The 13517-nt window shown below is 53.0% G+C and carries 13 protein-coding genes; 6 read left to right on the top strand and 7 right to left on the bottom strand.

Annotation, left to right across the window (positions count from 1 at the left end; genetic code table 11):
- The first annotated feature begins 9 nt into the window (after positions 1–9).
- On the top strand, positions 10–183 hold the full coding sequence (locus GC090_RS13275) for a hypothetical protein (protein WP_006118789.1): 174 nt from the start codon (positions 10–12) through the stop codon (positions 181–183).
- On the opposite strand, the gene GC090_RS13270 is transcribed toward GC090_RS13275, so the two are convergent.
- Entirely contained in the window at positions 174–1334 is a 1161-nt protein-coding gene (locus tag GC090_RS13270) for a glycoside hydrolase family 1 protein (RefSeq protein WP_324020052.1), read from the bottom strand. The two genes, GC090_RS13275 and GC090_RS13270, sit on opposite strands and share 10 nt — an antisense overlap.
- 156 nt (positions 1335–1490) lie before the next feature.
- On the opposite strand from GC090_RS13270, the gene GC090_RS13265 reads away from it, so the two are divergent.
- Positions 1491–2951, top strand: coding sequence for a phospholipase D family protein (locus GC090_RS13265; RefSeq protein ID WP_033737579.1), 1461 nt, complete (start codon positions 1491–1493; stop codon positions 2949–2951).
- Between the two features lie 32 nt (positions 2952–2983).
- Here GC090_RS13265 and mdoC read toward each other — a convergent pair whose 3' ends face one another.
- The gene (gene mdoC, locus GC090_RS13260) at positions 2984–4108 is read right to left on the bottom strand and encodes a glucans biosynthesis protein MdoC (RefSeq protein ID WP_033737578.1); all 1125 of its coding nucleotides are present in this window, start codon (positions 4106–4108) and stop codon (positions 2984–2986) included.
- Between the two features lie 280 nt (positions 4109–4388).
- Between mdoC and GC090_RS13255 the strand changes: the two genes are divergently transcribed.
- The 3 genes from GC090_RS13255 (at position 4389) to GC090_RS13245 (ending at position 8856) form a co-directional block, all read left to right on the top strand.
- The gene (locus GC090_RS13255) at positions 4389–5927 is read left to right on the top strand and encodes a glucan biosynthesis protein G (RefSeq protein WP_172677658.1); all 1539 of its coding nucleotides are present in this window, start codon (positions 4389–4391) and stop codon (positions 5925–5927) included.
- Positions 5920–8472 (top strand): glucans biosynthesis glucosyltransferase MdoH, encoded by a 2553-nt coding sequence (gene mdoH / locus GC090_RS13250; RefSeq protein ID WP_039341160.1) that lies wholly within the window; start codon positions 5920–5922, stop codon positions 8470–8472. Before GC090_RS13255 ends, mdoH begins: the two co-directional genes overlap by 8 nt.
- Positions 8473–8631: 159 nt before the next feature.
- Positions 8632–8856 (top strand): YceK/YidQ family lipoprotein, encoded by a 225-nt coding sequence (locus GC090_RS13245; protein ID WP_044241856.1) that lies wholly within the window; start codon positions 8632–8634, stop codon positions 8854–8856.
- Here GC090_RS13245 and GC090_RS13240 read toward each other — a convergent pair.
- The 3 genes from GC090_RS13240 to GC090_RS13230 form a co-directional block, all read right to left on the bottom strand.
- Positions 8847–9248, bottom strand: coding sequence for a MysB family protein (locus GC090_RS13240; RefSeq protein ID WP_033737574.1), 402 nt, complete (start codon positions 9246–9248; stop codon positions 8847–8849). The genes GC090_RS13245 and GC090_RS13240 overlap by 10 nt on opposite strands.
- Positions 9249–9414: 166 nt before the next feature.
- Entirely contained in the window at positions 9415–9765 is a 351-nt protein-coding gene (locus GC090_RS13235) for a DUF3147 family protein (protein WP_033737573.1), read from the bottom strand.
- A 170-nt stretch (positions 9766–9935) separates the two neighbouring features.
- A complete protein-coding gene (locus tag GC090_RS13230; protein ID WP_006118797.1) occupies positions 9936–10859 on the bottom strand; it encodes a Kdo(2)-lipid IV(A) acyltransferase in 924 nt (307 codons plus the stop codon).
- Between the two features lie 260 nt (positions 10860–11119).
- On the opposite strand from GC090_RS13230, the gene GC090_RS13225 reads away from it, so the two are divergent.
- The gene (locus GC090_RS13225) at positions 11120–12169 is read left to right on the top strand and encodes an oxygen-dependent tRNA uridine(34) hydroxylase TrhO (protein WP_058701398.1); all 1050 of its coding nucleotides are present in this window, start codon (positions 11120–11122) and stop codon (positions 12167–12169) included.
- Positions 12170–12208: 39 nt separating this feature from the next.
- On the opposite strand, the gene GC090_RS13220 is transcribed toward GC090_RS13225, so the two are convergent.
- Both GC090_RS13220 and GC090_RS13215 read right to left on the bottom strand, forming a co-directional pair.
- Entirely contained in the window at positions 12209–12784 is a 576-nt protein-coding gene (locus GC090_RS13220) for a YceI family protein (protein WP_162286204.1), read from the bottom strand.
- 1 nt (position 12785) lies between these two features.
- Positions 12786–13361, bottom strand: a complete 576-nt coding sequence (locus tag GC090_RS13215; protein ID WP_058701397.1) for a cytochrome b — start codon at positions 13359–13361, stop codon at positions 12786–12788.
- Positions 13362–13517: the final 156 nt, after the last annotated feature.

Below are 13517 nucleotides of genomic sequence, written 5' to 3'. Positions count from 1 at the left end.
GAGTGAGGGATGGAATCGCGCGATGATAAACTGATTGCGATTATTGGGCTGCTGACGGCTTGCCTGATTGGTGTCACCTTTCTGTTTCTGATGACATGGTTTAACGACAGCCGTCTTACCACGCCCGTCGACCATGTCGATGCACAAACCTGCTATCCTAAACCGCCGACCGGTCAACGCTGAACGCGCTGACTGAGTTTAATCTGCTGGCTTCGTAGTACCAGTGCCAGATTCTCGTGTACCGTTCGGTTGCCGTTCGGATCGGCCAGCCCTAACAGTGAGCCTGGCGACCGTCTGTCATCGGCCCAGGCCGGATACTCAACCACCGGGTACAGAGAAATCCCTTCCATCGCGATACCCTGATCCAGCGCGACCATAACATTTTCACTGACTTCCTGCAGCCAAGGGGCCCGTGCCTCGCCTTCTGCGCCCGTCTCAGCGATTAACATGGGGCGCTGATAGCGTTGCCAGTACTGGGCCAGTAACAGGTGGAGTGGGGCCCGTACGGGATCGTCCCTGTCCATGGGCTGATCGGGAAAATACCAGTGGTTATCGGGGTAATAATTCAGACCCAGAATATCCAGATACTCTTCGCGCCCGCCCAGTTCCTTATCAAGGCGACCGGCCAGCATATCCCAGGCCTCAAACTGAGCCTGATGTTGGGCATCGGCCCCGGGTTTACTGTCGGGGTTATCAGGATGATGGGCAATCTGTACCAGCGGATCGGTAAGGACAAATCGCGCCGCGGGAATCACGTCGCGAATCGCCTGTATCGCCGCCAGAGAGGCACGGACCAGTTGCCGTTTTAACTCTTTTCCGCGCTGACTGACGTGAGGATTAAACCAGGCCACCTCCGCACCCGCCCAGGACCAGAACGATATTTGGTTAATCGGGGTAAAAAAGGGCTGTTCGATTCCCCGATCGCGCAGCAATGTCGCCATCGCACGGGCATAACGTTCAAAATGATCGACAAAGCTGGCTTTCCAGATAGTGAGATGGTCCGGATAGCCAAAATGGGCCAGCTCCCAGATGACCTGCAACTGTTGATCCCGCGCCGCATCGACCATGGGTAAAAAGCTACGCCAGTCGTACTGGCCTGGCGTTTTCTCAATCAGATGCCAGCGCGCACCGTCACGTGCGGTCAACAGATGCAAATCGACCAGCGCGGCATAGTCTTTTCTGAACAACATATCGTGGCCACTGCTGATCACCATATCCAGGCGCTTACCTGGCGTGCGGCAGGCGGTAGAGCAGGGAAAACTGCCCTGAAAAAAGCTTTGAAACAGACGGGGTTGATGGTGTACGTGATCGTCAGTGATAGGCTGGTTGCGCATATTCCTCTCCTGCCGGACAAATGTCGGTCACAGATCGTTGGAGTAAGTCTAGACTAAAAAACATTGCCTTCAGTCTTGCTGCTGAGCAACCGCGACTGGCATCCCGTGCCGCGCGAAGGAATAATAATAAATGACCGTAAGATTCAGGGACTCTCCATGACCGAAGCGTTTAATCTTCCCCAGCCTGCACCGAGCCAGAGTTGGCTTGAGCAACGGCTTGTTCCGCCCGGGCTGCGTCATCCGGGGCTAAGCGGTATTCATCCGCTGAGTGACGGGCTGGATGCCTTTGCTGCCCGTTACCTGCTGATGGAAAAAGCGACAAAGACGCTGGATATTCAATACTATATCTGGCAAAACGACATGTCTGGTCGGCTCCTGTTCAGCGCCATGCTGGATGCAGCCAATCGCGGCGTGAAAGTCCGGCTCCTGCTCGATGATAACAATACGCCAGGGCTGGACGATACGCTGGCGCAGCTTAATCATCATCCAAATATTACCGTCAGACTGTTCAACCCCTTTTCCTTTCGCACGTTGCGCGCCTTGGGTTACCTCACTGATTTTGCACGCCTCAATCGTCGTATGCACAATAAAAGCTTTACCGCCGATGGCATCACCACGGTGGTGGGTGGGCGCAACATTGGCGATGAATACTTTGGGACAGGTAACGAACCGCTGTTTGCCGATCTCGACGTGCTGGCAATTGGAACCGTGGTCAAGGAAGTGGCGGAGGATTTTGAACGCTACTGGCACAGTAAACCGGTTTCCCCTTTGGACGATGTGCTGGAACAGGACGTGACGGCACATCCTGAGGTCGTTCTGCCTCCCGAATGGCGTGAGAACGAGGGCGTTCAGCACTATCTGAAGCGACTGAGCCATTCGCCACTGATTCAGCAACTGACGCAGGACAGCTTACCGTTTGTCTGGGCAAAAGCCCGGCTGTTGAGTGACGATCCGCGCAAGGGGCTGGGTAAAGCCCGTCGCAAATCGCTTCTGCCCCAGCGCATGCTGGAGGTCATCGGTTCACCCCAGCGTCAGTTTGATATCATTTCCGCCTACTTTGTTCCCACCCGCGCGGGCGTGGCGCAGTTATTGTCGCTAAAGCGTAAAGGCGTGAAAATTGCGATTCTGACGAACTCTCTGGCAGCGAACGATGTTTCTGTTGTGCATGCCGGTTATGCCAAGTGGCGCAAAAAGCTCCTGCGTCATGGCATCGCGCTGTATGAGTTAAAGCCGCAGGCGGGCGTAAACGATGCGCCGCACGATCGCGGGTTAACCGGGAATTCTGGCTCAAGCCTGCATGCGAAAACCTTCTCGGTAGACGAAGCCATCCTTTTTATTGGCTCGTTTAACTTTGATCCGCGTTCCGCCGTGTTGAACACGGAGATGGGACTGGTGATCGAAAGTGAAACCCTGGCCACGGAAACCCACCGGCGCTTTAGTGAATCCATGCGTGACAGAGCCTGGACATTGCAACTGGATAAGTGGGGCCGGGTAAACTGGCTGGAATATCCGGGCGAAGCGCAGCAGGTTGTGCATAAGCATGAGCCCGGCTGTAGCTGGTGGCAACGTCTGCAGGTCCGGCTGGTCTGGCGGCTGCCTATTGAGTGGCTACTGTAATAAAAAAGGCGACCCGGATGGTCGCCTTTACCTTAACGCTTTTGCGGTTTACCGGAGAACAGAAAGCGCAGCAGAGGAATGCGCAGGTGCAACTCATACAAAATGAAGGAGGCACCAAACACCATTAAGAGGCCCAGAAAAAAGCCAAACGTGTTGTTGTGCAGATGCGGCGTCATAAAAATTCCGTACAGCAGGGTCAAAGGGTGATGCACCAGGTAAATGAACAGGGAGGCATTGACCAGGTACATGATCTGAGGAGAGTGAGAATTCAGCCATTTATGACCCAGACTGTAACAAACGTTCAGCATGCAAAGCCCCATCATGCTGCTGATCAGCGCGTCGGTTTCATACAGCCAGCCTTCGCCACTGTTCAGCCGTTGGTTTGCAATGTAGGCGACCAGCATTACGACGGCCCCGACGTACAGCAGCGGGTTTGCCCGGACAAACAGCGTTTTCAGCGCCTGATGTTTCCAGCTGAGGGCACCCAGCATAAAAAACGGCAGGAAGAACAGACACTGCATAACGGCAAAGTTAAACAGCGCATCGCCCAACAGGGAAGGGTGGGCATAAAAAATCGCCCGCCGTACTGCTCCCCAGAGCACGGCCCACAATAACAGCCCCAGAGCCAGCTTTGTCCAGCCGACACGTTGGTAGTCAATATTGCGCTGCTGATCGCGTAGCCAGCGGAAGGTGAGCATGCCCAGTGTGGTAAGCAGCACCAGCACCAGCAAAAACCACAGGTGCGAGATCAACTCCCACATCAGCGTATTGTACTTGTCATACAGCGATAAATTGTTCCAGTTCGACAGCTTTGGTGTCCAGGCTTTCAGCATAAAGAACTGCGGCAGCGTGATCAGCGGAACCGCGGTGAGCATCGGAATCCCGACGCGCTCTAAGCGGACTTTCAGAAAGCGCTGAGGCTGATAGCGCAGATAGAGCATATAAGAGAAGTAGCCCGAGATAACAAAGAACACCTGCATACGAAACGAATGAATAAAATCATTGAGGGTAGTGAGCCACAGTGAGGCATCGTGGCTGTTGACGGCCCATGACTGAGACGAATAGATCAGGGAGACGTGAAACGGCACGCCTAACAACATCAAACAGGCCCGAATGGAGTCGAGAAAATATTCACGCTCAGGTTTTTTTGTACTCATAAAGTTCCAGTTCGTTAGTACGTTTTAGGCGGTTTCGCCCTGAAACCGTTTTATGTTGGAGGGAAATTCTAGCTGGAGATAACAGAGTATACTATCAGTTGAATCTCAGTTGAGCCCGTAACGTTTAATTGTCCTAAAATCACCTCGCGAGTAGATGATTATCGGGAACATTGTTGTGCATATGCTGTCGGAAAGCCGAATTATCCATTAAGATAAGCGGGTTTGTATTAAGCACACGAAAGGGGGGGATGTGCTGACTAATGTAAAAAATAATGTGGGGCTGACGAAAATGCGCTGGATTGGCGCAGCGGTCCTGCTGGCTTTGTATGCCAACAACAGTTGGGCGTTTAACTTTGATGATGTCGCGAAACAAGCGAAAGAGTTGTCTGGAAAAAGCTTTGAAGCGCCAAAAAGTAATTTACCCTCTCAGTTTCGTGACATGAAATTTGCTGATTATCAGCAGATTCAGTTCAACCACGATAAAGCGTATTGGGGCAAACTGCGTACGCCGTTTAAGCTCGAGTTTTACCATCAGGGCATGTACTTTGATTTGCCGGTGAAGATCAATGAAATCACCGCCAATACCGTACGTGAGATCAAATACAATCCTGACTATTTCAACTTTGGCAACGTGAAGCACGATGCTGATGCGGTTAAAAACCTTGGCTTTGCCGGTTTTAAAGTCCTGTATCCGTTGAACAGCAAGAATAAGAAAGATGACGAAATCGCCAGCTTCCTGGGGGCCAGTTATTTTCGTGTGATTGGTGCAGGCCAGGTTTATGGTCTGTCTGCCCGTGGTCTGGCGATTGATACCGCGCTGCCGTCAGGTGAAGAGTTCCCGCGTTTCAAAGAGTTCTGGATTGAACGTCCAAAACCCCAGGACAAGCAGTTAGTGATTTATGCGCTGCTGGATTCTCCACGTGCCACCGGTGCCTACCGGTTCACGATTCACCCAGGCCAGGAGACTACCGTCGATGTTAAGACGCAGGTCTATTTGCGTGACAAGGTTGGTAAACTGGGCATCGCGCCGTTAACCAGCATGTTCCTGTTTGGCCGCAATCAGCCATCGACGGTCTCGAATTTCCGCCCTGAACTGCATGATTCGGACGGTTTGTCGATCCACAGCGGCAATGGTGAATGGATCTGGCGTCCACTCAACAACCCGCGCCATCTGGCGGTCAGCACCTACACGATTGAAAATCCGAAAGGCTTCGGGCTGCTGCAGCGCGGACGTGATTTCAATAATTATCAGGATCTGGACGATCGTTACGATCTGCGCCCAAGCGGCTGGGTTGAGCCATTAGGCGAGTGGGGCAAAGGCCATGTTGAGCTGGTGGAAATCCCCACCGCTGACGAAACCAACGATAACATCGTGGCGTTCTGGACACCGGAAAATCTGCCGGAACCCGGCAAAGCCATGGACTTTGACTACCGTCTGCACTTTGGCCGTAATGAAAACAAGCTGCATTCAGATGATGTTGCCTGGGTCAAAGATACGCTGCGCTCGGCGGGCGACGTGAAGCAGTCAAACCTGGTTCGTCAACCGGATGGCACCGTGGCCTTCACCATCGATTTCGTAGGGAAAGACATGAGTGAAATGCCGGCCGACAGCCAGGTTGCGCCTCAGGTCAGCGTAGGTAAAAACGGGGAAGTGGTGGAACAGAGCGTTCGCTACAATCCGGTTACCAAAGGCTGGCGCCTGGTTCTGCGTATCCGGGTTAAAGATAACAAGCAGGCGACTGAAATGCGTGCCGCGCTGGTAAGCGGTGACAAAACATTGACGGAAACCTGGAGCTATCAGTTACCTGCCAATGAATAATCTGACTTTTACACCTCAACGCTATGTAGAAGCCCTGCCGCTGGATGCGGCAGGAAAAGCGCGTCTGGCGGCGTCTTTACAGAATGTCCAGACGTTCCATCAACTGCACGAATCGCTGGGTCAGGATGTGGCCGCCAGCGATCGTCCTGACGATGCACCGCTGAAGTCCGTTTCATCACGTGTTGAAATGGCCTGGCCTGATTCCCTCGCGGGTGGTGCACAGCTAGGCAAAGACTATCTGGAACGTACCACCCTGAAAGCGATGCCAAAGGTGAAGCGTTCACTGATGTTTCCGGAAGCCTGGCGCACTAACCCGCTGGCACGTGCCTGGGACTCATTACGGGGTCATAAGGCGGTTCCGCGTTATGCCACGGCGGAAGAGCAGCGCGCAGAAGAAAAATGGCGCCATGTCGGTTCTGTTCGCCGCTATATCCTCCTGATTCTTACGGTGTTTCAAACCGTGGTGGCAACGTGGTACATGAAGACCATTCTGCCTTACCAGGGCTGGACGCTGCTGGATCCGATGGACATGATCAACCAGAACTGGCAGCAGTCTGTCATGCAGATTCTGCCTTATGTGTTGCAGACGGGGATTTTGTTCCTGTTTGCGATTCTGTTCTGCTGGGTGTCGGCGGGCTTCTGGACAGCACTGATGGGCTTTTTACAACTGCTGATCGGTCGGGATAAATACAGCATCTCTTACTCGACAGTCGGGGATGAGGCGCTGAATCCAGAGCACCGTACCGCGCTGATCATGCCCATCTGTAATGAAGATGTGGGCCGTGTGTTCGCAGGCTTGCGCGCCACCTGGGAATCCGTTGTGCGTACAGGCAACGCTGAGCACTTCGATGTCTATATCCTGAGTGACAGCTACGATGCCGATATTGCTATTGCTGAGCAAAAGGCCTGGATGGAGCTGGTGCGTGATGTCGGTGGGGCAGGAAAGATCTTCTACCGCCGTCGCCGTCGTCGTGTGAAGCGTAAGAGCGGCAACATTGATGACTTCTGTCGTCGCTGGGGCAGCAACTATAGCTACATGGTCGTACTGGATGCGGACAGCGTCATGAGCGGGGAATGTCTGACCGGTCTGGTGCGCATGATGGAGGCGAACCCGAATGCCGGGATCATTCAGTCGTCACCAAAAGCGTCCGGAATGGACACGCTGTATGCGCGCTGCCAGCAGTTTGCGACGCGTGTTTATGGGCCGTTGTTTACCGCGGGTCTGCATTTCTGGCAGTTAGGGGAATCGCATTACTGGGGCCATAACGCCATCATCCGTGTGAAACCGTTTATTGAGCACTGTGCGCTGGCACCGCTGCCTGGTGAAGGGTCTTTTGCGGGATCCATTTTGTCTCACGACTTTGTGGAAGCGGCACTGATGCGCCGTGCGGGTTGGGGCGTATGGATTGCCTATGATCTGCCTGGCTCGTACGAGGAATTGCCGCCGAATCTGCTGGATGAGCTTAAACGCGATCGCCGCTGGTGTCATGGTAACCTGATGAACTTCCGGCTGTTCCTCGTTAAAGGGATGCATCCGGTCCACCGTGCGGTCTTCCTGACGGGCGTGATGTCATACCTTTCAGCCCCGCTGTGGTTTATGTTCCTGGCGCTGTCCACCGCCCTACAGGTGGTCCACACGCTGATGGAACCGACCTACTTCCTGCAGCCTCGACAGCTGTTCCCGGTCTGGCCGCAATGGCGTCCTGAACTGGCGATTGCGCTGTTCTCCACCACGCTGGTGCTGCTGTTCCTGCCGAAGCTGCTGAGTGTGGTGCTGATCTGGTGTAAAGGCGCGAAACCTTACGGTGGCGCACTGCGTCTGTTTGTGTCGCTGCTGCTGGAAATGCTGTTCTCGGTTCTGCTGGCACCGGTGCGCATGCTGTTCCACACCGTATTTGTGGTCAGCGCGTTCCTGGGCTGGGAAGTCGTCTGGAATTCACCGCAGCGTGATGATGATGCAACGCCCTGGAGCGAGGCCTTTAAACGTCATGGCTCGCAGATGGCATTGGGTATCGTATGGGCAGCCGGAATGGGCTGGCTGGATCTCAACTTCCTGTGGTGGCTGGCGCCTATTGTCTTCTCACTGATTCTGTCACCGTTTGTCTCAGTGATGTCGAGCCGTTCGGGGCTGGGCCTGAAGACCAAGAAGGCGAAGCTGTTCCTGATTCCGGAAGAGTATGATCCGCCAAAAGAGCTGATCGATACTGACCGTTACGTCGAGCTGAACCGCCAGCGCGTCCTGAAAAACGGCTTTATGCACGCGTTGTTTAACCCGGCGTTTAACGCACTGGCGACAGCGCTGGCGACCTCACGGCACAAGCACAGCCAGTTGTTAGATCATGCGCGCGATCGGCGGGTTGATCAGGCACTGAGCGATGCGCCCGAGAAGCTGGGTCGTGAACAACGTTTGCAGCTGATCAGCGATCCGGTGGTACTGGCGCGCGTTCACACCCGTTTGTGGGAAAGTGGCGAGAAATACCATCAGTGGGTAGAGAGTTATCAAAAACTTTCGCTCAATCCTGACGCGCTTCCGCATCAGGCATAATGAAAAAAGCGGCAGAGATGCCGCTTTTTTTTTGCCCCTGGCCCGACACAGACAGCAACATTATTTTGCAGTTTTACGTAAACAGGATGGTAACGCCACCTGAGTCGTGATTAAAATGACGGCTGTCTAACCTGAGTCGCTATTTTGAATAAACTCGTTATGTTAACGCTGCTGTCCCTCGCTATCGTTACGCTGAGCGGCTGTGGCAGTATTATCAGCCGTACCGTGCCCGGACAGGGACACGGTAACCAGTTTTATCCCGGCGTAAAGTGGGACGTCAGGGAGGGGGCATGGCGGATTATCACCATTCTCGACCTGCCGTTATCACTGATCGTCGATACGTTGCTTATTCCGGTTGACGCCAGCCATGGACCTTACACGTAACCGCGATCGGAATCGCTGTTATCGTCTTCCCACTCTTCGGCGGCAGCCTTACCTTCTTCACTGTCCAGTGGAGGCTCAAGCTGAAATTCGCCATCGTCCCATTCATGCAGCGTGTTTTCCGCTAACCACTCCTGACGCAACTCAATCTCATCGAAGTCACCGTCAAAAATTGCCTGAGCGGCTTCACCACTGCGAATCGGTAAACATTCGCCTGAATCCCCTTCGTCTTCGAAGAACTCTGCCTGCCACATGATATCGCCATCCTGCATAACATATTTTTGCAGACCGAACTGATTGATAGCTGCATCATCTTGCTCAAGGTCTGGATGGTTGGCGAGAAACTCTTCACGCGCAGCGTCAATCGCTTCTTCCAGTGTAGTGAACATACTCATGCTTCTCTCCTTGCCTGATTAACGTGATTTCAGTGAAGGATAGACCAAAATCGCAGGAGAGAAAGTCAGTACGTCAGAGGGCGAATATGTCTGACGGTTCGGCAGGCAAAATGATGTGATGAAATCAGGCGGTACATCGTGCTGGCTTGTCTCGCAGAGAAGGCCATCATAGCAGTTCGATGCCCCAGCGTTTCAGCAGAACGGCCCAGAGAACGAATACGATAAGCGTCAGGACGCAGCTCAGTCCCAGGGTAAGCCAGAAGCCTGTACGCTGATACAAAAAAGGAAACAGGATAAACATGGGCAAGGTCGGCACCACATACCAGAAGGTGTACCAGGCGTGGGCGGCAATTTTGGCCTGCGTTTGTCCTTCCAGTTTCATCCAGACAAGCACCAGAATCGTGACCAGTGGCAGCGCCGCAAGCAGGCCGCCAAGACGATCGCTGCGTTTTGCCGCTTCCGAGATCACCACCACCATCAGGGCCGTTATTGCATATTTTGAAAGTAGCCAGAGCATCGTTTTCTCCTGTTCAACCGCAACGCATTATCCAGCTTAACATGAAGGGCATGCCCGACGGTGGAATGGGGGCAGGGCGAGGTCGTACCGCCAGGTCGGGTGCAGAACAAACGGTTTACCACCCCGTAAGGGAAAAGCGCTGCCCGCATCGGTGTCGGGCAGCGGTGAGGTTAATAGCGCGAGGGTTCGCCTTCAGGGCGGGTTTTAAAGCGGCGATGCAGCCACATGTACTGCTCAGGTGCCAGCAGTACGCCTTCTTCCACCACTTTATTCATGCGCGCGGCGGTGTCTTCTTCGCTGGTCAGCGGAAAATCAGCGCTGACATCAGGCAAAATGATCAACTCGTAACCGCGTCCTTCCGGCAGACGGCGCGGCACAAACGGGATAACCGCCGGTTTTCCGGTACGCATTAACATATGTGTCCCTACGGTGGTGGCGGCTTTGTCGACGCCAAAGAAGGGGACGAACACGCTGCTGCGGGGACCATAATCATGATCGGGCGCATACCAGATGATATCCCCACGTTTTAAGGCCCGGATCATGCCTTTCAGGTCCTTACGGTCCAGCATGCCTTTATTGGAGCGCATACGACCGCGGGTTTGTAACCAGTCGATCAATTTATTGTCATTCGGCCGGTAAACGCCAATACCGGGATTATGAATGCCAAACATACGCGCGCCAATTTCCAGCGTCAGGAAATGCATACCGATAAGTAACACGCCGCGCTGGGTATCATGGGCCTGCTGAATATGTTCCAGACCGGAAGGTGTGTGCCATTTATGAATCCGCCAGTCGGGCCAGAACCACGCCATGCCGGTTTCAATCAGACCCATGCCAACAGATTCAAAATTATGCTTAATCATGGCTTCACGATCGTTGGTCGGCATATCCGGAAAGCTCAGCTCCAGGTTGCGGCGAGCAATGGCCACACGTCGCTTCATAAACCGCATAGCGATACGGCCAATACCGCTACCCAGCGCGTAGAGCAGGGGATAAGGTAACAGGACCAAAATATAGAGAAAAATGATACCCAACCAGGTCAACCAATAGCGGGGATGAAAAAGTGCACGTGAAAATTGAGGCAATTGGGTCATCTTGAATACTGTTATCCTGCGTCGTGCACCTGCGGTGCTGTTATTCGTCAGTTGCGGTTATTGTGCCATTTTTTTTCCCGCGGCTGAAATGTTAGAGCATTTCTCCGGGTGTTGCAGAAGATGAAAATGAGGGCACAACACCATCGCGCAACGAAATTTACCGTTTTACCTATCAATTTTTCTTATACGCTTCGCATTTTTTTCATTTCAGGTATCATGTGCGCGCTAAATTTCTTCTATTGATAACAGGAACGAACACCATGCCAGTGTTACACAACCTTGTTTCCAATAAAGAGCTGAAGGCGCGCATGTTGGCCGAAACCGAACCGCGCACCACAGTCTCTTTTTACAAGTACTTCACCATTGCCGATCCCAAAGCCTTTCGCGATGCGCTCTATGTCGGGTTAACCGCATTAAAGGTGTTTGGTCGCATCTACGTTGCCCATGAGGGCATCAATGCGCAGATCAGCGTGCCAGCCAGCCAGTACGAGGCTATGAAAGCCTTTTTGTACGGCTTTGATCCCGCGCTGGACAATCTGCGCATGAATATTGCGCTGGATGATGATGGCAAGTCGTTTTGGGTGCTGCGCCTGAAAGTGCGCGATCGCATTGTGGCTGACGGGATTGAGGACGACAGCTTTGATGCCAGTAATGTCGGCAACTACCTGAAAGCGGCCGAAGTTAACGCCATGCTTGACGATCCTGATGCGGTCTTTGTCGATATGCGCAATCATTATGAGTATGAAGTCGGGCGTTTCGATAACGCATTAGAGGTGCCTGCCGACACGTTCCGCGATCAGCTGCCCATGGCCGTGGATATGCTCAAAGACAAGAAAGACAAAAAAATCGTGATGTACTGCACCGGAGGGATTCGCTGTGAAAAAGCCAGCGCCTGGATGCGACACAACGGTTTTCAGGATGTTTATCATGTCGAGGGTGGGATTATTGAATATGCTCGTCGGGCGCGGGAACAAAATTTACCGGTGCGTTTTAAAGGTAAAAACTTTGTTTTTGATGAACGCATGGGCGAGCGTATATCAGATGATGTTCTGGCGCATTGTCATCAGTGTGGTGAGCCCTGCGATACGCACGTCAACTGCGTCAATGATGGTTGTCACTTACTGTTTATACAGTGCGAAAGTTGTGCCGAGAAGTATGAGCACTGCTGTAGCCCGTTGTGCCAGGAAGAAGCCCGTCTGTCGCCCGAAGAACAGCGTGCCCGTCGGGCGGGACGTGAGAATGGCAATAAAATCTTTAACAAGTCGCGTGGCTTGCTGAATATGACCATTCCGGCACCGACGCGGAAATAACCGACCCCGCCTGAAGGCCGACTTCAGGCGGGTGTTTTGTTACTGACGGACGCCTTCAACAGAGATAATTAACTCGACGTTCTGCGAGGCAGGGCCCAGGTCATGGGTGATATTAAAGTCTTTCAGCGCAATCTCGCCTTCAGCTTCAAAACCGGCACGATAACCGCCCCACGGATCTTTTCCTTCGCCCATCATTTTGGCTTCCAGCGTCACCGGTTTTGTCACGCCATTCAGCGTTAAATCCCCGGTGACCGCCAGTTTGTCACCGTCTTTTTTCACGGAAGTCGATTTGAACGTCGCGGTGGGATGTTTCGCCACGTTCAGAAATTCAGGGCCACGAATATGTTTGTCACGCTCGGCGTGGTTGGTATCCACGCTGTTGGTTTTAATCGTGACATCGACTTTATCGGCGGTGGGATTGTCTGCATCGAAGGTGAATGAGCCATCAAAATCTTTAAACGTCCCATACAGCCAGCTGTAGCCCAGATGCTGAATACGGAACTGAACAAAGGCGTGCTGGCCTTCTTTATCGATTTTGTAATCGGCGGCATTAGCGGTCAGTGATCCCAGCAGCAGGGCAGTAGCGGTAACAGCCAGAAGCGTTTTTTTGAACATATCATTTTTCCTTTTCAGAGGGAGAGTGGATGCGCCGTCCCAGCATCCTTTTCAGGGTGATATCGCGGTCAATAAAGTGATGTTTTAACGCGGCAAGACCGTGCAACACCGACAGCACCACGATGCTCCAGGCCAGCCACAGATGAATATTTCCTGCTAAATCCGCCTGTTCACCCGCTCCACTGAATAACGCCGGTAACGAGAACCAACCGAAAACAGACACGGGTTTGCCATCCGCAGTCGAGATCAGATAGCCACTCAGCAGAAGGGCAATAAGCAGGCTGTAAAGCAGCCAGTGCACGAACACTGCCGCGAAGCGCACCGCAGGAGAATAGCTACGCAGCGGTTCAGGGGGCGGCGAAAGCACACGCCATACCAGTCGGATGACCAGCGCCAGCATTAATAACACGCCGATGCTTTTATGAATGTCAGGCGCGTTATGGTACCAGCTGTCGTAATAGCTCAGGCCAACCATCCACAGGCCCAGCGCGAACATGGCGTAAATAACCACGGCCATTGACCAGTGCAGAAAAATCGTGAGTAAACCGTAACGGGTGGAGGAATTTGTCAGCGACATTGTGCTACAGCATCAAAGGAATACGTGGAAACAAGAATCTACAGAATGAAATACAAAATCAATGATGCTTACTTTTCTATAAATTTATTGGTGCTGGTGCAATGGGTTTGGTGAACCGATTTGACTAAGCGCAGGATTATTGAATAAACGCACTTA

This window comes from Pantoea sp. JZ29 (assembly GCF_035190385.1).
Taxonomy (GTDB): Bacteria; Pseudomonadota; Gammaproteobacteria; order Enterobacterales; family Enterobacteriaceae; genus Pantoea; species Pantoea stewartii.
The sequence above is the reverse complement of the archived record's forward strand: the minus strand, read 5'-3'. Positions and strand labels throughout refer to the sequence as shown.